This window comes from Prosthecobacter sp. Pr1 (assembly GCF_057652315.1).
Genome location: NZ_JBYFBS010000013.1, coordinates 151,428 through 172,920 on the forward strand (window position 1 = coordinate 151,428; position 21,493 = coordinate 172,920).

12 protein-coding genes are annotated in these 21,493 nt (G+C 59.6%); 5 read left to right on the top strand and 7 right to left on the bottom strand.

Annotated elements, in window-relative coordinates; genetic code table 11:
* Positions 1 to 25: 25 nt before the first annotated feature.
* The gene (gene cphA, locus AC24GY_RS20100; RefSeq protein ID WP_487686655.1) at positions 26 to 2,632 is read right to left on the bottom strand and encodes a cyanophycin synthetase; all 2,607 of its coding nucleotides are present in this window, start codon (positions 2,630 to 2,632) and stop codon (positions 26 to 28) included.
* A gap of 179 nt (positions 2,633 to 2,811) precedes the next feature.
* On the opposite strand from cphA, the gene AC24GY_RS20105 reads away from it, so the two are divergent.
* Genes AC24GY_RS20105 through AC24GY_RS20115 form a run of 3 tightly spaced genes read left to right on the top strand, consistent with a single transcriptional unit; the run spans position 2,812 to position 6,697 of the window.
* On the top strand, positions 2,812 to 5,031 hold the full coding sequence (locus tag AC24GY_RS20105) for a cyanophycin metabolism-associated ABC transporter (protein ID WP_487686656.1): 2,220 nt from the start codon (positions 2,812 to 2,814) through the stop codon (positions 5,029 to 5,031).
* Entirely contained in the window at positions 5,028 to 5,507 is a 480-nt protein-coding gene (locus AC24GY_RS20110) for a DUF1854 domain-containing protein (protein WP_487686657.1), read from the top strand. The genes AC24GY_RS20105 and AC24GY_RS20110 overlap by 4 nt, the downstream gene beginning before the upstream one ends.
* Positions 5,508 to 5,509: 2 nt before the next feature.
* Positions 5,510 to 6,697: an acyltransferase family protein gene (locus tag AC24GY_RS20115; protein WP_487686658.1), complete on the top strand. Its 1,188-nt coding sequence runs from the start codon at positions 5,510 to 5,512 to the stop codon at positions 6,695 to 6,697.
* A gap of 83 nt (positions 6,698 to 6,780) precedes the next feature.
* Here the strand turns inward: AC24GY_RS20115 and AC24GY_RS20120 are convergent, their stop codons facing one another.
* Complete coding sequence (locus AC24GY_RS20120) at positions 6,781 to 8,940, bottom strand: cyanophycin synthetase (RefSeq protein WP_487686659.1); 2,160 nt, start codon at positions 8,938 to 8,940, stop codon at positions 6,781 to 6,783.
* 131 nt (positions 8,941 to 9,071) lie between these two features.
* On the opposite strand from AC24GY_RS20120, the gene AC24GY_RS20125 reads away from it, so the two are divergent.
* Both AC24GY_RS20125 and AC24GY_RS20130 read left to right on the top strand, forming a co-directional pair.
* Entirely contained in the window at positions 9,072 to 9,896 is an 825-nt protein-coding gene (locus tag AC24GY_RS20125) for an MBL fold metallo-hydrolase (RefSeq protein WP_422319151.1), read from the top strand.
* 21 nt (positions 9,897 to 9,917) lie between these two features.
* Positions 9,918 to 10,802, top strand: a complete 885-nt coding sequence (locus AC24GY_RS20130; RefSeq protein ID WP_422319153.1) for an NAD(P)-dependent oxidoreductase — start codon at positions 9,918 to 9,920, stop codon at positions 10,800 to 10,802.
* A gap of 53 nt (positions 10,803 to 10,855) precedes the next feature.
* Here AC24GY_RS20130 and AC24GY_RS20135 read toward each other — a convergent pair whose 3' ends face one another.
* The 5 genes from AC24GY_RS20135 to AC24GY_RS20155 all read right to left on the bottom strand — a co-directional run bounded on the left by AC24GY_RS20135 (position 10,856) and on the right by AC24GY_RS20155 (position 21,455).
* Positions 10,856 to 13,546, bottom strand: coding sequence for a carboxypeptidase regulatory-like domain-containing protein (locus AC24GY_RS20135; protein ID WP_487686660.1), 2,691 nt, complete (start codon positions 13,544 to 13,546; stop codon positions 10,856 to 10,858).
* Positions 13,543 to 16,266 carry a hypothetical protein gene (locus tag AC24GY_RS20140; RefSeq protein WP_487686661.1) on the bottom strand — a complete coding sequence of 908 codons (2,724 nt, stop codon included), beginning with the start codon at positions 16,264 to 16,266 and terminating at the stop codon, positions 13,543 to 13,545. Before AC24GY_RS20140 ends, AC24GY_RS20135 begins: the two co-directional genes overlap by 4 nt.
* A gap of 100 nt (positions 16,267 to 16,366) precedes the next feature.
* Positions 16,367 to 17,761 carry a DUF1501 domain-containing protein gene (locus AC24GY_RS20145; RefSeq protein ID WP_487686662.1) on the bottom strand — a complete coding sequence of 465 codons (1,395 nt, stop codon included), beginning with the start codon at positions 17,759 to 17,761 and terminating at the stop codon, positions 16,367 to 16,369.
* A 5-nt stretch (positions 17,762 to 17,766) separates the two neighbouring features.
* Positions 17,767 to 20,142, bottom strand: coding sequence for a PSD1 and planctomycete cytochrome C domain-containing protein (locus AC24GY_RS20150; protein WP_487686663.1), 2,376 nt, complete (start codon positions 20,140 to 20,142; stop codon positions 17,767 to 17,769).
* A 59-nt stretch (positions 20,143 to 20,201) separates the two neighbouring features.
* Positions 20,202 to 21,455 carry a polysaccharide pyruvyl transferase family protein gene (locus AC24GY_RS20155; RefSeq protein ID WP_487686664.1) on the bottom strand — a complete coding sequence of 418 codons (1,254 nt, stop codon included), beginning with the start codon at positions 21,453 to 21,455 and terminating at the stop codon, positions 20,202 to 20,204.
* Between the last annotated feature and the right edge of the window lie 38 nt (positions 21,456 to 21,493).

Here is a 21,493-nt window from a genome sequence, read left to right on the forward strand (position 1 = left end):
TTCATCAGGCCGAAACTGCCGGATGTCATTTTGCGCCGTACTTTTCTTTGAGATACTGCACAGTTTCATCCGCCGTATCCGCCTGAATCATCACCAAATCCCCCGCCTGTGCGGATTCGAGGGCGAGATCAACCGACTTGAGATGGCCGATAATGGACTCGACGCGACGAGTGCGTTTGGCGTTTTCCAAGCCAGCGGCAAGCAGCTTCATAATCTCGCCCGATTCTCGGCCGCGCACATAGTCGCCTTCATACAGCCAGGCTTCATCAAATTCTGCGCCCAGCATTCTGCCTTGCTCAATGATGTCGCTGTCCCTGCGATCTCCAGCGGAGCTGTAAACGACGATGCGACGTGCATTGTCAAACTGGCGCAAACCGTCGAGCAGGGCGCGAAGAGCATCCACATTGTGGCCGTAATCAACGATGACGGTGATGCCTTTCAGGTCGAGCACATTAAAACGACCGGCATTTTGATCGAGGCTGGGGACAAAGTTACGCGCCCCTTGGCGAATGAGGTCATCATCCACGCCAAGCGCCCATGCCGCCGCCACGGCGGCGAGGGTGTTTTCCACCTGAAAGCCAATGCGCCCGCCATGGGTGAGAGGGATTTCGCTCAACGGCATGAACACATCCTCATTCGGACCCGTGGCGCGCACGATGTTCCCATCCCGCACATAAATGGCGCGCTCTCCCTGAATGCGATGGCGGACGATGATGGCATTTTCCGCATCCAGAGCAAAAAAGATGGTCTTGCGAGGATAAGTGTCCGCCATTTTCACGACGAGCGGATCAGCGGCATTCAGCACGGCGGTACCGTCTGCAGGCACGGCGGCGACGATGCACTGCTTCACCTCGGCCAGCTGCTCCGGAGTGTCGATGTCATTGATGCCAAGGTGGTCACCAGCACCGATGTTCGTGACAACAGCGACGTCACAGTGGTCAAAAGCCAGACCTTCGCGCAAAATGCCGCCACGGGCGGTTTCCAGCACAGCGGCATCACACAGCGGGTAAGACAACACGCTGCGGGCGCTCTTGGGGCCGCTGCAGTCGCCGCTGTCGATCATTCGCGAACCGACGAAAACACCGTCCGTGCTTGTCATGCCCACGCGCCATTGGTTTTGAGTCAGCAGATGCGCAATGAAGCGTGTGGTGGTAGTTTTGCCATTCACCCCAGTCACGGCGACGATGGGAATGCGACCACGGCAGCCGGGAGCAAACATGGTGTCGATGACCGCCTTGCCCACAGGACGCGGCTCGCCTTCCGAAGGATACAGGTGCATGCGCAGTCCCGGACGCGCATTGAGTTCAATGATGACGCCATTGCGCGCGCTCAGGGGCTGCGTGATGTCGGGCGCGATCATGTCGAGACCGCAGATATCGAGGCCGACCATCTGGGCAGCTTCGACAGCGGCAGCACAGATCGTGGGATGAACCTCGGCGGTGCAGTCCACGGCGGTACCGCCGGTGCTGAGGTTGGCATTGCGGCGAATGAGAATCATCCGGTCTTTTTCGGGGACCGATTCAGGAGTGACGCCCTGCTCGGCAAGCACGGCCATGGCGACGGCATCAATGCGAATGCGGCTCAGGGCGGCGGCGTGATCGGCAGCACGGCGGGGATCGCGGTTCTTTTCGGCAACGAGCTCCTGAATGGTGTGCTCACCGTCGCCGATGACATGCGCAGGGTAACGACGGGAGGCGGCGATGAGTTCACGTCCGATGACGAGCACGCGGTAGTCCTCCCCCTCGGCGAACTGCTCCACAATGACCGACCGGCTTTCCTCACGAGCTGCAGCGTAGGCGGTGGCCACCTGCTCGCGGGTGTATAAATTCAAGGCGACGCCACGCCCCTGGTTCCCGTCCAGAGGTTTCACGACGACCGGCAGGCCAATTTCGTTGGCGGCAGCCCACGCATCGTCAGCGTTTTTCACAGGCCGGCCCTGCGGCACCGGCAGACCGATCTCATTGAGCATTCGCAGGGTGAAGTCTTTGTCCTGCACGATGTCTTCAGCGATCGCGCTCGTCTGACTGGTGGCAGCGGCGAGGATTTTCTTTTGTTTCGAACCCCAGCCAAGCTGAACCAGGCTGCCTTCGGTGAGCCGAAGCACCGGGATGCCTCGCAGACGTGCGGCATCCACCATGGCCCGGGTGCTGGGCCCGAGGCATACTTCCTGAGCAAGCTCGCTCAGTTCTGTGATGGCCGCATTGACGTCCATGGTCTGGCCAAAGAGCGCGGCTTCGATCAAACGCCGGGCGAGTTCGAAGGCTGCGCGGGCGATGGATTCATCATCAAACTGGGTGATGATACGATACGTCAGAGGCTGGGAGGTGGGCATCACCTTGCCAAAACTGACCTGAAGATCGGAGCGACTTTGCAAATGCAGGGTGATTGACTGCAGCAGGGCCGCCAGGGACTCCGCCTGCGGAGTGATGCTGGTTTCGCTAAGCTGCGGCTCCAAAGTCGGCAGCCAGGAAAGAAGCCAGGAACGCCAGTTTGCGACGTGGTCGGTCATCTCGGGAAACTCCACCTTGCATTCCAGAACCGTCTCACGCGCCCAGAGATTCGGGCCGCGCAGCGCAAGGATTTTGCGAACAATGGTGGAGCGGAGTTCGCTGGATGGGGCAGTGTTAGGCAAGCAAGGAAAGGAAAGGAAAGCGCGGAATTGTCCACATGCCTGCGGGAGGTCAAGGGAAACATCGGCATGAAATGAGATGGAATGGGCATTCCTGCGCCGCGTTAGGGGAAATAACCGCCCCAGTTTGACAAGCTACGGTAACATCGGACTTTCGGCGGGTTCCACGATCCGCCTCCATTTTGCCGCGTCCACTTTTCCAAGATCTTCCCGAATTTCTGCTTCAGCATGCCGAGTCCAAACTGGCATCCGGTGAACGCACGATCGCCCGTCTGATGACGGATTTGGATGCAGGGCTGCATTTCAGGCATGGACTGATCGTGCTAACCAACACCCGCCTGCTGCATTTTGAGGATGAGGGTACGAGCCAGCCGCGCTTCGTCGCCTGGAAGCTGGCAGATCTGCAGGAATTTCAGCTGGAGGAAATGGGCGCGACCATTGCGCTGCACCTCATGGGAAACGGAACGCTCCTCGGCCAGTGGCGGGTGACGTCCGGCTGCCTGCGCCAGGCAGAAGCATTTCTGGCCCGGTTCCGTGATCAATGCCGGACGCTGAGCGGTGATGCTGCTGGTTCCGAAAATGGCGGCAATGAAAAAGAGGACGATGAGGAGGAGATCTTTGCCGCTGAAGATGCCGAAGGGTACATACCGCCAGGGAAGCCGCTGCTGCGACTGCTGAGTTTTGCCCGTCCATGGTACCGGCTGCTGTTTCTCGGACTGGTGCTGACGATGGCAAGTACCGGGGCGCAAATGATAGCGCCCTGGCTCACCATGTCTCTGGTGGATGACGTGCTCATCCCGCTGCAAAGCCAGACTGAACTGGTGCATGTGCGGAAGGTCTATGTATTCATCACCGAACTGGCTCTGGCTGCGCTGCTGACCTGGGCCCTGAATTGGGGGAAAACTTTCGTGGTGGCGCGCATAGCCGAGCATGTGACCAGCCGCATGCGGAGGGAGACGTTTGAGCACCTGCAGCGGCTCTCCCTCACCTACTTCAACCGCAAGCGCACCGGCGACCTCATTTCACGCATTGGTTCGGACACGGAGCATCTCTCCCTGTTCATCTCGGTGAACTTCATCGACTTTTTCTGTGACGTGCTGCAGTTCATTTTCACGGCGGTCATCTTGTTCAGCATCAATCCCATCCTGGCCGTGGCCGCACTGGGACCAGTGCCCATCGTTGCCTGGCTGGTGCAGCGCGTGCGTGAGCATCTGCGCGGCGGGTTTGCCGCCGCCAGCCGTGCGGGAAGCCAGCTCACCAGCGTGCTGGCGGACACGATCCCCGGCGTGCGCGTAGTCAAGGCGTTTGCCCAGGAGCAGCGTGAGATCGAACGCTTCCGCGTGGCGGACAAGCACATCTTTGACACCAATGACCGCGTGAACAAGACCTGGTCGTTCTTCACACCGATGATCAAGCTGCTGACGGACCTGGGCCTGCTGATCGTGTGGGCGGTAGGTGCCTGGAGTGTGGCACATGACAGCATCACGGTGGGGGTGCTGACCGGCTTCGTGCTTTACATCAGCAGCTTCTACGAACGCATGGACTCGATGAGCCGCTTCACCGCCTCCATGCAGCGGGCAGCCGCCAGTGCGCACCGCGTTTTTGATGTGCTGGATGTGAAACCTGACGTGCCCGTGCAGCGCAATGCGATCAAGGTGGGCCGCCTGCGTGGCGAGATCGAGTTCCGCGATGTGAAATTCCGCTACGGATCACGTGAAATCATTCGAGGCATCAGTTTGAAAATCGCCCCGGGTGAGATGGTGGGATTTGTGGGGCCAAGCGGCGCCGGCAAAACGACGCTGGTCAACCTGGCATGCCGCTTCTTCGAGGTGAGCGAAGGCGCGGTGCTGGTGGACGGCTACAATCTGAGTGACGTCGATGTGATGGACTACCGCAGAAACCTCGGGCTGGTGCTGCAGGAGCCGTATCTTTTCTATGGCACGATCGCGGAAAACATCGCGTATGGGAAACCGAATGCGACACGTGCGGAGATCGTCGCCGCGGCGCGTGCGGCACGTGCGCATGACTTCATCATGCGGCTGGCGGATGCTTACGATTCGCTGGTGGGAGAGCGCGGCCAGCAGCTTTCTGGCGGTGAGCGGCAGCGCATCAGCATCGCGCGTGCGCTGCTCGTGGATCCGGCCATTTTGATCCTGGATGAGGCCACCTCATCCGTGGACACTGAGACCGAGCGTGAAATCCAGGCGGCGCTGGATCATCTTGTCAAAGGACGCACCACCATTGCCATTGCGCATCGCCTGGGCACCCTGCGCAAGGCGAGCCGGCTGGTGGTGATCGAGGAAGGCCGCATCAAGGAAATTGGGTCTCATGAGCAACTGCTGGAGAGCAGCGGCACCTATGCGCGCCTGCATCAGGCCATGTTGGAGGTGAATCACGCATGAGCACGCCACAGCCACTGAATATTGAATTTGCCAAGGAAAGCCAGGGCCGGCTGGCACTGGTGGACAGCAACGGCATCCGGCATACGAATGTGCATCCCGTCAAACTTTTCCCGCTGACTGAGAAGGACCACTGGATCTCCATCCAGTCCGAAGGCGCGCGTGAGATTCTGTGCATCGAGGATCCGCAAAGCCTGTCCGAACCTTCGCGCACCCTGCTGCTGGAGGCACTGGCCCGGCGCGACTTCGTCCCCATCATTCAGGTGATCCACCGCATCGTGCGTCTGGCGAATGGTCACGAATGGCATGTCACCACGGATCGGGGCGACACCAGCTTTGAAGTGGAGACGGATGAAAGCATTCAGCCTCTCGGCCATGGTCGTCTGGTCGTTGTGGACCGGGGGAACACGCGCTATCTCATACCCAATGTCGCCAGATTGGACCGCATCAGCAAACGCAAGCTGGAGCACTACTACTGACCTTGAACTCCGTTAACACCCCGCCCGCCACGCCTCCACGTATCGGCTCGCTCGATGTCTATCGAGGCATCGTGATGTTTCTGCTTGGTCTGCGTCTGCTGCAACTGGATGACGTATCGGTGCTCTTTCCCGACAGCGCGATCTGGCAGTTTCTCGGTCATCATTCCTCCCACATTCCATGGGTGGGCTGTTCACTGAACGACCTGATCCACCCGTCGTTTGCCTTTTTGACCGGGGCGTCGCTGGTGTTCTCTGTTTCGGCACGTTCGCGAAAAGGCCAGTCGCAGTGGCACATGACACTGCATGCGCTGTGGCGGTCAGTGGCGCTGATATTCCTGGGGATTTTCCTGCGCAGTGTGGACCGTGACATGACGCACTGGACCTTTGACGAGACTTTGACCCAGACTGGTCTGGGTTACATGGCGGTGTATGCTTTGGCTTACTGCAGCACACGGACACGGTGGATCTGGTTTGGCCTCATCCTGACCGCCTCATGGCTGATGTATGCCTGCTATCCCATCATGCCGCCGCATGCCAATCCGATGGACTTCAACACCCCGGAAGGCTGGCAGCATGATTTCACCGGCTTTTTTGCCCACTGGAATCACAACCGCAATGTGGGCTGGAGCTTTGACCGCTGGCTGCTCAACGAGTTCCCGCGTGAGCGCCCCTACGTGGGCTATCTCGGAGGATACACGACCCTGAACTTCATTCCCACCATCGCCACCATGATCCTCGGAGTGATGGCAGGCACCTGGATCAAGCGAGGAGACCAGCCGGCCAGGCAGCTCATGGTGGCGAGTGTGGCCTGCCTGGCCTTCAGTTTTGTGCTGCACTTCGGCGGCATCTGCCCGATTGTGAAGCGTTTGTGGACACCGGCCTGGGTCTTCTTCAGCGGCGGCGGTTGCCTGCTGATTTTAGCAGCGCTGTATCAAATCATCGATGTCAGGCAATGGCGGCGCTGGTCCTTCCCCTTCCTTGTCGTCGGCGTGAACTCGCTGGCCTTCTATGTGATGCGCCACACACTGGACATTTGGTTTTCCGAAACTCTTCAGAAACACTTCGGCACTCGCGTCTTTGATGTCTTTGGCCAGGAACTCAGGCCGGTCACCATTGGATTCTGCACCTTCGTGGCTTTTTGGCTGGTGGCGTTGTGGATGTACCGCCGCAAGATTTACATCAGACTATAAGGCCATGGTTTGTTGAAACAGGTGCGCCAACGGAGGGTATTATCCTGATCCCCTTGGTTTGAGGTGATGTGAAGCCCACGAATTTATTCGAAGCTGCCCAAACCTTTAATGATCGCCTGATCCTCGAGTCCATAGGACCATGCGGCGCCCACGGCGGCGAGAACATTGTGAACATTGAAGGTAAAATGACCGGCGAGCGGCATGGCCACCTCACTCAGTGCGCACAGACGGCGCTCATTGTCTCCTTCGGCCAGATAAACCGCATCGTCCCGCACGAAGGCTGCGCGCCCACCTTTGGCGCGATGGGCAATGACCCCAGGATTATCCGCCACGTGCGAGAAGAGCATAACACTGCACCGGCAGTAATCTGACTCAGCCATGCCAGCCACGAGTGCATCATCAGCATTGAGAACGGCAGTCCCCTCTGGCAGCACGACATCCACCACGCAGCGCTTCACCTTTGTCATCTGCTCCAGGGTGTCGATGTAACCCAGCCCAAGGTGTTCGGTGCCCACATTGAGCACCACACCGATCTGGCAGCGATCGTAGCCGAGGCCCTCAAGCAGAATTGATTCAGCACTGGTCTCGCAAATGGCAATCTCAGTCCATGGGTGCAGCAAAATCCCGTGCGTGCCGCTGGTGCGGTCACCTTTATTCGTGCAAGCTCTGCGCTCTCCCAACTGTAATCCACCGCTGTGGCACACACCGAGAAACTTTCCAGTGGCTTTCAACAGGTGCGCCAGGAGCCTGGCGGTGGTGGTCTTGCCATGGGTGCCAGTAATTCCAATTACAGGAATGCGGCCGTTTTTTTCAGCAGGGAACAGCATGTTGATGATCGCCTCCCCCACAGGCCGCACCTCACCCATGGCCGGGCGCAGGTGCATGATGAGCCCCGGGCTGGCATTCAGCTCCACCACAGCACCGCCCTGATCTTCGAGGGGTTTGGCGATGTCCGTGCAAACCACATCCACACCGCAGATGTCCAGACCCGCCACCTGCGCAGCGATGGTGACGTGTTCACGATTGCGTGGATGCACCAGACCCGTGACCTCGGTGGACCAGTTGGCAAAACGCGAGATCAGCACACGCTCTCCGGCATTGGGAATCGAGTCCGGCTGGTAATCCTGCTTCTCCAGCTCTGAGAGAATCGCAGGATCCCACTCTTCCGTGTCGATCTTGGACCATGGGCAGAAGTCACTCACACCGCGCAGCGGATTGGTGTTTAGCTGGGTGTCCACCAGCACGCTGATCGTGTCGGTGCCGTTGCCCATGACGACCGCGTGATCGCCACGGCTGGCTGCGATCAGCTCCCCACCGACGACCAGCAGACGATGGTCATTGCCAGGAATGAAGCGCTCCACCATGACTCCGTCCCCTTCGGTCGAGGCGGTTTGAAATGCGCTCTCCACCTGTTCACGCGTGGTGAGGTTGATGAACACGCCGCGTCCGTGGTTAGCGTCCTGCGGTTTCACCACCACGGGAGTACCGATGTCCTCAGCCGCCTCCCAGGCGTCGTCAGGATTGGCAACGACCCGCCCTTCAGGGACGGGAACCCCTGCTTTACTCAACAAGGTACGCGTCAGGTCCTTGTCCTGCACGATGTGCTCCGCAATCGCCCCTGTGCGATCGGTTTCTGCGGTCCAGATACGGCGCTGGTTCACCCCCTGCCCTAGCTGTACCAGACTGCGGCCCTCACGGAGCCGCCGCCATGGGATGCCGCGTTTTTCTGCTGCGGCGATGATGGCGTTCGTGCTGGGACCCAGCGCGTTGCGGTCCACCACGCGCTTCATGCGCGCCACGGCGTCAGCGATGTCATAGTCCCTGCCGGCATATCCGGCCAGGAGGATCTCGCGGGCCTCGCGCATGCAGGCCTCCGCCACGACCTCATCCAGATACTCGATGACCACTTTGTACAGGCCCTCCACGCAGGTTTCCCGCGCCTTGCCAAAACCGACGGTATGTCCGGCCAGGGTCTGGAGTTCCAAGGTCACATGCTCAAGGATGTGCCCCGGCCAGGTGCCGGTGTCGAGCCGCTGAAAAAAGCCGCCGCGCTCGCCGATGCTGCAACGGTGCTCAATCATGCCGGGGAACCACGTCTTGAGCTGTTCGGAAAAACCAGGCACGATGTCTGATGACGTGTCCTTCAGGCCACCCAAATCCACCCAGGCTTCCAGGACTGGATAGTTCGTCCAGATGTTGGGTCCGCGGAGAAAGTGAATTTCACGAATGTCGAGATCTGTCATAGCGGGCCGATGTTACCTGTGACTCTGTGGGTGGCAAGAGCTCGCCACTGGCAGATGACGCTTTGGTTTGTGCCGGGTCGGCGGCACATAGCCCTTGCCTTCGCCGTCAGAACGCCTTGAATTCGCCACCCATGCTGCTCCCTCTCGAAGACCTGTTTAATGATGTGATCGCCAAGTCCATGCGTGGACTGGGCATTACCGATGCCGACCTCGCCGCCCGCTCCGGCGCCAGTGTCGAAGACATCGCCGCTGCCAAATCCGGCAAGGTGGATGACCTTGTTCTGCGCAAAATCGCCCCCCACCTGCAGCTTGAAGGCTTGTCGCTGGTGGCCATGGCACACAATGAATGGCGTCCAATCCCCGTCAACGTGTCCGGCCTGGAACAGTTCAACACCATGTACCACGACATGACGGTGAATGCGTATCTCGTTTGGGACGCTGAAACGAAAAACGCGGTGGCATTTGATACTGGGGCGGACGCCACCCCCATGATCAACTTCATCCAGAAGAAAGGGCTGAATCTCAGCCTCATTTTCCTCACGCACACGCATCCGGACCACATTCTCGACCTCGCCAAATTGTCCGCTGACGGTGCAGTCACGGTCTTTGCCCATGAGAAGGAACCCTGCCCCGGTGCGAAAACCTTCCAGCTCAGCGACACCGAAGCATGGGAATCGGGCGGCCTGCGCATTGAGGCACGCAGCACCTGGGGCCACTCGAAAGGCGGCATCACTTATCTTGTCAGCGGTTTGAAGCACCCCATCGCTATCGTGGGAGACGCCCTGTTTGCCTCCAGCATGGGAGGTGGCATGGTTTCGTATGCCGATGCCCTTGCCACCAACCGGAAGGAGATCTTCACCCAGCCAGACAACACGGTGATCTGCCCCGGCCACGGCCCCATGACCACCGTCGGAGAAGAAAAAGCCCACAATCCGTTTTATCCTGAGTTCAAGTAAACCCAACTAGCCCAACCCATCATGTCCCAAACCGTTGCTTTCGTCGGAGTCGGTAAAATGGGGGCCAACATGGCCCGCCGCCTCAAAGATTGTGGTTACAATATCACTTCTGTTCTCGATGTGAACACCCAGGCCGCCGCCGATCTGGCCGCAGAGCTCGGCTGCACGGCCTGCACCCGGCTTGCGGACGTCACCGCCGCCGCCGATGTCATTTTTACCGTCGTCACCAATGATGCAGCGATGCGCGGCATCTTCCTTGGCAGCGGGGACAGCCTGCTCAACAACGCAAGCGGCAAGATCTTCGTCAACTGCGCCACGCTGTCTCCAGCGATCCATCGTGAAGTGTATGCTGCGGCTGCGGCTGTCGGTGCTCACAGTCTGGAAGCCTGCATGGCCTCCTCCATCAGTCATGCGCGTGAGGGGAAGCTCTACCTCATGCTGGCCGGTGACGAAGCCACCTACCAGCGGGTGCAGACCATGATCGAGCAGATGAGCATGAACCGCCGTTTCGTCGGAGGCCCAGGCAGCGCTGCCGAAGTCAAGGCCCTCGTCAACATGGTCATGAACATCAACACCGCCGGTCTGGCCGAGGGTCTGGGACTCGCCGCCGCGCTCGGTCACGATCTGAACATGATCCGCGAAGTCTTCAGCCAGACCGGAGCGAATTCTCGTGTGCTGGAAACCGACAGCGCTGACATGGTGGCCCGCGAGCACGACTGCTGGTTCTCCGCCGAGCATGCCGCCAAGGACAGCGGGATTGCAGCCGAAGTGGCGAAGACCGTCGGCCTGCATCTGCCGCTCAATGACGCCACCAAGGCGCAGTATGAAAAGATGGTCGCGCTGGGCCTAGGCGGACTCGATAAATCGGGCATTGCCGAACTCACCTTTAAAGGGCGGCATGCGTAGAGTTGATCCGTCGCGCCGCAACGGGGTTCCAGTTGCGGCGCAACTGGACGGCTTTACGGCGGCACACCGCCCAATTTCAAGACTTCCAGCTTCTTGCCCACCTTGTGGCGTTGCAGTTCGCGCCCGCCGGCTGAGGGGCGCATGATCAACGTCTGGCCAATGCGGACGGGAATCATGGCTTCTTCGCCCGCCTCCAGCGAGCGTACGAAGAGTTCGTTGTCTGCGCCCGGGGAAAGACCAAAGATACGCACCGTCCCTGTGTGATTGTTGGTGATGACGACCTCGGCGGGATCACCCGCGTTAGGCGGTGGTTTGATGGCGGTGGCCTCTGGCGGCAGCGGTTTGAGCGGAGGCATGCCGGAGTTTTCCGGAACCGGCTGCGCGGGCATGACAGAGGGCACCGATGCTGGTGCATTCGAGGCAGGAGATCTGGCGGTGATGAACGCTGGCTCCTTGATTTCAGCCGCACTGGCTGTGTTCGCGAGACGCTTTGGCTCCTTCGCCGCACCGCAGTCAAACTGATCCAGCAGCTCCTCGCGGCGCACCTCCAGAGGCAGATCGCGGTAGGTTTTCAGAGAGCGCCCGCGCCGGACAAGATCATCAATCTCAGGCGTACTGAAAGCATTGGGATCAAACGGCGCCGTGCGCTGGCGGTCGAGCGTTTCAAACTCCTGAGTCAGCACTCCCCGGCGCTGCAGCTTGAGATTCAGATCCGTCTGTGCCGCTCCGGCATTGCGATTGAATTGCGCCTGCAAATTCGCCACGTTTGCGCCCATCTGCACATTCTGGTTTTGAATGACCTGCATCTGCTGGCGGATCTGCTGAATCTCCACCTGATGCTGCTGGATTTCCACCATGATGGCCTGCGTGCCAGCGCCCGGCTGCTGCATGCCGGGGCGCATGCCCGGCTTCATCGTGGGAGATTGCGGCATCTGCTGCTGCTGCGCAGCCCCCTGAAGCTGCACCTGGTCCTGCGCCATGCAGATGCTGATCTGCTGCAATCTTGCGTTCAGCGCCTGCAGTTGCACCGCATTGGCCTGCTGCTGCTGCGTGAACCCGGCCACCTGAATGCGGTACTGCTGGTCAAACTGGTTCACGGTGGCCTGAAGTGTCTGAATGTCGGGATCAAGCGCGGCAACCTCCTTGCTGATTGCAGTCTGCCGCTCCGCCAGGCGTGCGATCTCCGCGTTACGCTTTTCCGTAATGCCTGCCATCAGCGTGTTGCGCGCAGCATCTTCCGCAGTTTTGAGCTTTCCGTATTCAGCCGCCACGTGGTCACGCGCCTTCATGCATTCGGACAGAAGGTCGCCTTTGAAGGCCGCGAGCAATTCGCGCTCCAGCAGCACGGCATCGCCAGCACTCACCAGATCTTTCCACGGCCCCTGAATCAAACCCAGCCCAATGCCGCAGACATGCGCCGTATCCTTCGCCGCCTGAGTGGATGCACGAGTCGAATAATGATTCTGCGCCAGTGAGCGCATCTCACGTGCAGCCTGCACCGGCTGGTGCAGGCACAGGTTCATCCAGAGCCGTGCCTCACAGGCACGGTCCCAGGTGGTGCTGTCGCTTTTCTTGCCAATCGCTGCCGAGAGGCTCTGTTGCGCTGCGGTGTAATCCCCCGCACTGAGCAAGGCGAGCGCATGGGCGTAGTTCACGCTTCCATCTTTGGCATCCGCCTTCATCGCACGCTGATAGGCCCGCTCCGCTGCGGCTTTCGCTTGTGGCGACGGCCCCCAGCCTTCATTCACGATGGCTCGCACATAGCCATGGAGGAGTTCATTGCAGGGTTTGAGTTCAAAGATGACGTTTCCATCCTTGTCGCACTTCACCGTCAAATCTCCGGTGAACGGCTCGCACTCCGGGGCGTCGATAGCGACGGTGTATCTTCCCTCCGCGAGATCCTTCGCACTGTATTCGCCCTTCGCATCCGTCACGAAAGGTTGATTGAGCGGTGTGGGAAGATTTCCCGCAGGCTGGAGCACGAGCCTGGCATTCGCCACCGGCACACGAGCATCAGTCGAACGGTCATTGCCACTGCTGATGCGTTTCACGACGAGCACGGCCAGATCGCACTTCTCTCGTTTAGGCGGCGTCTTTGACAGGAGGAAATCATGCACGTATTCGAGGGTGCCTTGGGGCACGGTGAACCCGCGTCCGGCATCTTCCAGTGCAAAGCCGGCTGCTGTGACGCGATAGGCGTAGTCCGCAGGCGGCAGATTCTTGATCTCATAATAACCGCCGGGTGAACTGGCCGTGGCATTCGCCACAACCTTGCCGCCGGAGAGCAGTTCCACTTTCGCTCCGGGAACTGGACCGAGGTTGTCGCCTTTTTCCGTCTGACCATAGACCCGGCCATGGACGGCAGGCTGGACGATGTTTGACTGCGGCGGCGAGCTGCCGGGTTTTGCCTCGCTCGTGAGGAGGAAGTCATGCACAAACTCACGTGTGTCCTGCGGCATGGCAAAGCCGCGCATTTCATCTTCATCACGGAATCCAGCTGCGGAGACTTTGTATCGATAAGCCCCCGCCGCCAGCGTGGCGATCTGGTAGTAGCCGTACTCGTTGGTCGTCACAGTCGAGGAAGCGGCGCCCGCCTCACTTTTCAATTCGATCTTCGCATGGGCCACCGGGCCGAGGTTTTCGCCCTTTTCATTCTGACCGTAAACACGACCATGCACACTGCCATCCGCCGCATGCAGCAGCGGCGCAGCGAGGAGTATGAAAAGAGGCAGGAGCGTTTTCATGGCGTGTTGTCAGGGACAAGGCGGACTCCGAGCACACCGACGGCGTCCGTCGCATCCGCAGTGTTCAGCGTGACCATGTAGGTGAGCGTGACGTACATCGTGCCGGTGCCGGCCTGAGCGATGTAGGCGGCCGGATTGAAGGCGGGCGGACCCGCGAAAGAATAGCTGGCGCCATTCACAGGATCGAGCGGGTAGCCGACGAAATTATTTGCCGCCATGCGGTCAAACCGCAGCGGCATGTCCACCAGCAGCAATGGCTGGGATTTGGCCAAGGGAACCGCTGGCACCAGACTGGTGGTTTGCAGCGTGAAGAACGGCTGCGCACCAAAGGGCAGAGGCATCACATTGCCCGCAGTATTGCGCCGGATGGGTCCGCTGCTGAGCTCTGCACGCGCGAGCACCTGCGCTTTGGTGGCAGGCGAAGAACCACCCACAAAGGCGATGTACGCCACGGCACGCAGCCCATTGGCCGCAGCAGGAAGCGGCACCAATCCCTCAAACCGAACGGTGATCATCTCGCTGCCATTGCCAGTGGGACGGGCCGCCGTGCTCCACGCGGGCAGCGTGACCGCGCCGGGGATGTTTTCATGACTGGCAAACAGCAGACCAAAATGACTGCCATGCTCGGCGGTGAGGCTCCAGGCATTGCGAATGGCCAGCGGATCCGCCAAGGCCATGCCCTTCCATTTTAAAAATGGCGGCGTTACCGTGGGTGTGACCTGAAAGCTTGGTGCGGGTGCATTGCCGATTCCAAAGGGCGGCAGAATGCCTCCGCGTTTCAGCCCCACATTGGCCGTCGTCGTACCCGCCGGGAACAAAGGCAGCAGCGAACCATTGGCCGCAGTGATCACATTCCCCAAGGGGCCCAGCGCGGTGACACGCGGCTGCACATAGAGGTAGAGCGCCTCGGCGGAACCCGCCGTCAGCAGACCCGCGATGGCAGCACGGTTGATGGGCGGCATCACCGCACTGGTGGCTCCGGGAAAACCACCGATCTTGGTCGCCATGGGCGTGATCAGCACCGGCGCGGCTTTGTGTGGCAGCACGGCAAACAGATCGACGCGCCAGGAGGCGATGCTGGAAGTGTTGCCGCCCACGTTCCAAGTCACCGTCACCGCATCGCCATCACACACGATCGGTGTGGCAGGAGCAATGCGCACGCCGCTGATCAGGGGTGCTGCAGGCGGTGGCAGAGGGAAGAGCAATTGTGCCAGTGCATTGAGCAGCGGGAACAGTCCACCGCCCGGAGGCGGCAAGCCACCTGGCAAAATAGTGCGCACGGGGGGCAGCAACGGTGGCGGTGGGAGCGGAGGAATCGGGGGCACTACCACCAATGGTGGAGGTTCAGGCGGCAAAGGCACTGCAGGAGGAGGGCTAGGAAGCGTCATGCCTGATTTCCACACCGGCACCTCCGTGGCTGCAGCCGGGGGCCGCATCAGATCTCCCGCTTCATTGTAATAGGCAGCAGGAGTGAGCCAGAGCGCAGGCAGTGTCTTCTGATCCTCAGGCTGCTTGTCACTGTCATAAACCACCTGCCCGTCGGCCTCGATCTTCACGCTCTGCAATTGCGCACGATCCGGAATTTTGTTCGTGGGAGCGCCGCTACCGATGATGCCCACGCCGGGTGTGGTCAAAGTTTCTTTGGTGAGCGGATTCATCGCCAGCTCAAATGCCGCGAGGTCAAAAAGCTGTGGCTCGTTGGCATCACGCAGCGGATCCATCTCAGAAGACAGCAGGAATTTCCGCGCACCGGCCACGAGATACACCGGATTGCGTGTGCCCTGCTGCGGTCCTTTGCCGCCCGTGAGTGTGATGCGCAGGTTCTCCACCTTGGTGCCCGCCGGTCTTGCAGCATTCAAAGCTTCATCGCTTTCTTCAAACCATGGAACCGCGCCCACGACGCGTCCACTGAGAGCGCGAACCAGCGCATGCGTGGTCTTGAGCTCTGCTTTTTCCTGATCGTTCAAATTCGTCGCATTCGTCTTCGCCTCATAGTCCGGCAGCAGCTTCATGAGGCTGGCACGGCTGGATGCCAGCTTCTCCTGCGCCCGCGCATCCACCAGACCGTTCGCAGCAAAGAGCTTGCCATTCACCTCGATGCGATACCCCGCCAGCACCCAGTCGCTGCGCCCCTGCGAAGCAAAGCCAATGCGCTGCAGGTCCCCGCACTTCACGTCAGCCAGCAATTGCTGCGAAGTGCGCAGGGCATCGAGTCCGGCATCATCATCCTTTGCGGAAAATTCAAATGTCGCCATCTGCCCCGGCTGAATGGCATCCGACATGCCCTCCAGCGATGACTTGTGCGGAAATGCCGCAAACGACGGCTCCCGCTTCACACCACCCAGCGGATACAAGCGCAGCGGAAAGCCGAGGCCCAGGTGCACATCCACAGGTTCGCTCAAAGCGGTACCATCCGTGCCAACGCCCAGCGTGATCTTGATCGACTCCACCGGCTCGTCCGCCGGCAGCGTGCCTTTCTCAAATGGAGTGCGTGGCAGCCCCTCATGCTTCACCGGCACTTCCACTTCCTCGCCCGGAACTGCAGCGGCGGGCGGTTGCGCTGACGGTGTCGCCTTTGCCAGCAAGGATGGATCCACCTTCGTCACATACAAAGCACCGGCGCCAAGAACTCCTCCCAAAAGAAGGCCTGTGAACAGCTTGCCCCATCCAGCGGGCCGCCTGGCAGAGGATGCAGGATCATCAGAGGAACCGTCGCTCATGGCATTTTCGGGGTTTGATTCAGTCTGATCCACACAGACAAACCTGCATGGGAATTGGTTCGATATTACCGCGCACTCTGGGGCGGGTGCAATCCTAATCTTAGGCTAGAATGCCCGAGGCCACCTCGCCGCTGACGTTTGTCAGACGGAAGTTTCGACCGCCATACGAATACGTGAGCTTGGTGTGATCCAGACCAAGGAGGTGAAGGATCGTCGCATGCCAGTCGTGGATGTGCATGGGGTTCACTTCGGCCTTGTGGCCCACCTCATCCGTGGCGCCATACGTGAGGCCGCCTTTCACACCGCCACCCGCCATCCAGATGGAGTAGCCTTTGTGATTGTGATCGCGGCCATCGCCGCTCTGCGCGTACGGCGTGCGACCAAATTCTCCAGCCCACACGACGAGGGTGTCCTTGAGCATGCCGCGTGATTTCAAATCCGTCAGCAGGGCGGCAATGGGCTGATCTGTCGAGACGCAGTTCGTGGCCAGCAATTCGCGCAAACGATTGTGATGATCCCAATTTCCAGGAGATGCGATTTCGATGAAACGCACTCCAGCCTCAGCCATGCGCCGTGCCAGCAGGCATTGCCGTGCGAACTGATCTTTTCCCTGCCCGATGCCATAGAGTTTAAGAATGTGCTCCGGTTCGCTGCGGAGATCGAGCACTTCGGGAACTTCGCTCTGCATGCGGAAGGCGAGCTCAAAGGATTCGATCGCGCCTTCGATGTCAGGATGAACCCCATCACGCTTCAGTTTGCGCTCGTTCAGGCCGCGAATGAGATCGATCTGCGCCCGCTGAAGGTCACGCGGCACATTGGCATTCGTGATATTCTTCATTGGTGGACCGGGAGCTGCATCCTTTTTAAACAGCGCGGCATAGAGCTCCGGCAGCTGTGATCCCCCAATGCGCGTGCCCTGGCAGATCGCCGGCAGAAAGGCACTCCCATAGTTCTGCGCGCCGCCATTGTCCGCTGGAGGATTCAGCGTGATGAAGCCTGGCAGATTTTCATTTTCCGTACCGAGGCCATAGAGTGTCCATGCGCCAATTGAAGGCCGCACAAACTGAAAGCTGCCGGTGTGCATCTGCCCGAAGGCCTGAGCATGATTCGGCAGATCGGTGTGCATGGAATTGATGATGCACAGATCATCCGCGTGCTGCGCCAGTTTGGGGTAAAGTGTTGTCATCCACTGCCCTGATTTCCCAAACTGCTTCAGCGGATGCACTGGGCCAAACAACTTGGCTCCCGACGAATCGCGGCCCAAACTCGCAGTCTGTCCATCGCGTTTGATCAGTTCCGGCTTGTGATCAAACAGATCCACGTGCGAAGGGCCACCGCGCATGGTGAGGAAGATCACACGCTTTGCACGCGCAGGAAAATGCGGCTGCTGCGCGGCCAGTCCGCTCTTCGCCTGCGCCAGCGCTGAAAAGGCCAGCCAGCCGATGCCTGAGGACAGCGTCGTCAGCATCTCACGTCGTGTATGGATCGTGTTCATGGTGATTAATCAACGAAGCGAAACTCAGCACTCGCGAACAGCGACTGGCAGAATGCCGTCAGCAATTTCAAATCGTCTGCGGATCGGGTACGAAGGAATTTTTCGGCCAGCTCAACCTCTCTGGCATCTGGCTTGCGATTGAAGCAAAACTGAAACGCCGCCTGCACACGGTCGGGCGATGATTGAATCCGTTTTGCCAGCGCCGCCGCCTGTTCCTGCACAAAGGGACCATTGAGAAGGTAGAGCGCCTGCAGCGGCACATTAGTCACGTCGCGGTCGCCGGTGACGAGATTGGGATTGGCCACGTCAAACTGCTCCAGCACGTCCGGCATGTGATCCCGCAATACTGGAAGATAGATCGAAAGACGCTTCGAGCCATCGAGATCGGATGGCAACTTGGTGTTAAAACTGATGAGCGACACCGACTGCCCGTCAAGCTCCGCCACGAGTGATCCGGGCCTGCGCGAGCTATCGAGCACACCTGCGACCGCAAGCATGGAATCACGAATCACTTCTGCATCGAGACGGCGTTTGTTCGCACGCCAGAGCAGGCGGTTGTCCGGGTCTTTGTTGAAGACTTCACTGCGATGCGTGGAAGCCTGCCGGTAGGTTTCCGACATCACGATCTCCTTGATCAGTTTTTTCACCGACCAGCCGCCGTCCATGAAGCGAAGCGCGAGGTGATCAAGCAGCTCCGGATGGCTGGGGCGCTCGCCACTGAAGCCGAAGTTATCGACTGTACGGATGATTCCCGCGCCAAAGAGATGCCGCCACACACGGTTTGCCATCACGCGGGCGGCGAGCGGATTGTCACGACTGACGAGCCACTGCGCAAGCTCGACCCGTCCGCTTTGCGCCTTTGGCAGCACAGACATGATCCCCATGACCAGAGGAAAGCCACGCGATACCGGCTTCACCGGATGCGCGATCTCGCCACGATCATAAAGCTGGGAGTCCTGAATGCGTTTTGCATCCTGCACGCCCATGCACAAGGGCAGCGCATGCCCCTGGTCATCCACGGTTTCAAGCTGTCCTTCAATGCCGCCGCGAGTCCAGAGGATGCGGATCGCATTTCCCAGGAGCTTGTTGGCTTCAGCGCTGATGTCGCGGCCTTCCAGCTTCGCCTTGGCAATGTATGTGTTCTGCGCAATCTCCTCGGCGTTGAGCTTGGCCAGATCATTCTTGAGCTGCTTCACACGGTCTGCCGTCATGGCACGATTTGGGATCACCTGCCCCGGCAGTTCCGGCAGGCGGATGAGATGGCCGTGGTTGTTGTTCTCGGAGTCGATCCAGTTGCCGTAAAAGGTCTGCGTGCTTTTAAAAATGCCCGCCAGTGCGTAGTAGTCCTCCATGCTGAAGGGCTCGGTCTTGTGATCATGGCAGCGAGCGCAGGCGATGGAGCTGGCGAGCACCGCCCGCGTCACGGTATCGAGCTGCTCGTCGGCCACATCCGCCGCAAACTGCGCCGGGTTCATTTCATTGAGACCTTTCGCACCTAGAGCGAGAAATCCGGTGGCAGTGAGAAGCCTTGCGCGCTCCGCATCTCCCTTCGCAGGAAGCAGATCTCCCGCGATCTGCTCGGTGATGAAGCGGTCGAAGGACACATCCTCATTCACCGCGTCGATGACGTAATCACGATAACGCCACGCATGCGGAAAGGTCAGGTTGGATTCACGACCGTTGGATTCCGCATAGCGCGCCACATCCAGCCAGTGGCGGCCCCAGCGCTCGCCAAAGCGCGGGCTTCGCAGCAGTTCATCCACCGTTGCCTCGAGTTTCTCCATTGAAAAGGCCGCCGCCTGCTCAGGTGTCGGCGGCAGGCCGATGAGATCAAAATACAATCTGCGCAGCATCACCACGGACTCCGCTGCAGGGGCAGGTTCAATCCCCTGCTCCTTCAACTTCGCTCGAATGAATTCGTCAATCGAACCAGCGACCTGTTTCGGCTTTTGATAGCTCCAAAATTTCCTGCCCGACTCCACATCCACCGGCGGACGTTCCTCTGTTTTCACCGCAGATTCACGCGGATCCGCTGCACCCGCCTTGATCCAGGTTTCAAAGTCCGCAACGACCGCGTCCGGCAGCTTTGGCTTCTTCGGCGGCATTTCGAGATCCGGATCGCTGTGCTTGATCGCCGCAAGCAGCAGGCTTTTCGCCGCATCACCCGGCACCACCGCTGGCCCGGTATCGCCCCCGGCGCGAATCCCTTGCTTCGTGTCCAGCGTCAGCCCGCCCTTTGTTTTTCCTGACTCCACCGAATGACACTCGTAGCACTGCTTCACCAGCACCGGGCGGATCTTGGACTCAAAGAATGTCACATCCTCCCCCCGCACGGCGCATGTGCAGACGCAAACAATGAGAAATGGCAAAGCAGGCTTCATGGTTGGGATCAGCCGTGATTGAATTAATCAACGACTGTACCCGAAAAGCCCTGGCCTTGTCACGCCGGGAGATTGCCTTTCAGCACTTCCATGCTGGCGGCAAACTTTGCCATCACCACTTCACGCGCTTTTTCTGCCTTTGCTTTGGAGCCAGCAGGGTCTTTCGCCATCGCCAGCACGGTGGCGGCGACGCGCTGGAGTTCGTCCTCCTTGTCGAGGTCGAAGAGCCATTCGTTCAGGCCGATGTCACGCCACATATAGCCTTTGCTCGTCTGCTCGGCCCAGCGGCAGACGATTGCGGGGATGCCGTTGCCAATGCACATGATGGGGCTGTGCATCTCGTGGCCAAAGAGTCCGGCACTGCGACGGTAGGTGCTTATAGCCTCATTGGTGAGCCAGTAGTTCTCGCGCCACACCACGCGTGCTTTCACATCCGCCGGCAGCTTGTCGTAGAGCATCTCTTTGCCGATCTTCATCTGCGTCTTGTCTTCCGGGCAGAGCAGTATTTTGAGATCGGTGTTTTTGATCACACTCACAATGGCATCGAGCAGCGGTTTGCCGTCGTGGTCCATCATGGCTTTGTTGCGTGCGTCCTTCTTCTCATCCAGCGCCGCTTTCTTTTCCGGCAGGGTCCAGTAGGGGGTGTTGCGCAGGCGTGGGATGCAGCAGAGGAATTTCCCTTCTTCGAGATTGCTGGCCTTCAGGAAGGCTTCGGCCTTCGCGTCGTCCTTCAGGTCCACCGCAAAGGCACCGTCGGGGCCGAACTCCATGCGCGGGCAGCTGCAGCCCATCTTCTTTGCCAGCTCCAGCGACACGGAGTCGCGGAAATAGACAAACTTCGCACCGCTGAGCACGTCGATGGTTTGCACCGGCTTGACGGACTTGTCCTTGATGACCTTCGGATTCTGCTGGCCTGAGAAAGTGATGCCATACACACCGTAGGACTTGCCCGTGGCCTGGCTCCATTTCACCACATCTGCCTGTGCCACCAGCGAGGGGCCGGAGCCGTGGAGCAGGAAGTCGCATTCCTCGAAGGACTTCTTCACGTCCTCACCGCGAATGACCTTCACCTGGGGAAAACGCGCCGCGAGCATCTCCCCGACGCCGTTGTCCAGATTGCTCGGCCACAACCGTACCTCTACGTCTGGGAGGTGTGTTTCCAGCAGCGCCAGCACGCCCGGCGTGTGGGCGATGTCACCGATATTCACCGTCTGCCATGAGGACCTCAGAATGAGACGCTTGGGATTCTCTGCCGCGATGGCGGAGATAAAGGGCAGAGCGGCGGCGGAGAAAATGAAATGGCGACGGTTCATGGGTGATTGGCAGGTAATGCGGCTTGTCTGTAAACGGA

Excerpts from the sequence above, each read along its gene's own strand:
- AC24GY_RS20150 (WP_487686663.1), bottom strand. The coding sequence starts at position 20,142 with ATGAAGCCTGCTTTGCCATTTCTCATTGTTTGCGTCTGCACATGCGCC.
- AC24GY_RS20155 (WP_487686664.1), bottom strand. The coding sequence starts at position 21,455 with ATGAACCGTCGCCATTTCATTTTCTCCGCCGCCGCTCTGCCCTTTATC.
- AC24GY_RS20120 (WP_487686659.1), bottom strand. The coding sequence starts at position 8,940 with ATGACAGATCTCGACATTCGTGAAATTCACTTTCTCCGCGGACCCAAC.
- AC24GY_RS20135 (WP_487686660.1), bottom strand. The coding sequence starts at position 13,546 with ATGAAAACGCTCCTGCCTCTTTTCATACTCCTCGCTGCGCCGCTGCTG.
- AC24GY_RS20140 (WP_487686661.1), bottom strand. The coding sequence starts at position 16,266 with ATGAGCGACGGTTCCTCTGATGATCCTGCATCCTCTGCCAGGCGGCCC.
- AC24GY_RS20125 (WP_422319151.1), top strand. The coding sequence starts at position 9,072 with ATGCTGCTCCCTCTCGAAGACCTGTTTAATGATGTGATCGCCAAGTCC.
- AC24GY_RS20110 (WP_487686657.1), top strand. The coding sequence starts at position 5,028 with ATGAGCACGCCACAGCCACTGAATATTGAATTTGCCAAGGAAAGCCAG.
- AC24GY_RS20145 (WP_487686662.1), bottom strand. The coding sequence starts at position 17,761 with ATGAACACGATCCATACACGACGTGAGATGCTGACGACGCTGTCCTCA.
- AC24GY_RS20130 (WP_422319153.1), top strand. The coding sequence starts at position 9,918 with ATGTCCCAAACCGTTGCTTTCGTCGGAGTCGGTAAAATGGGGGCCAAC.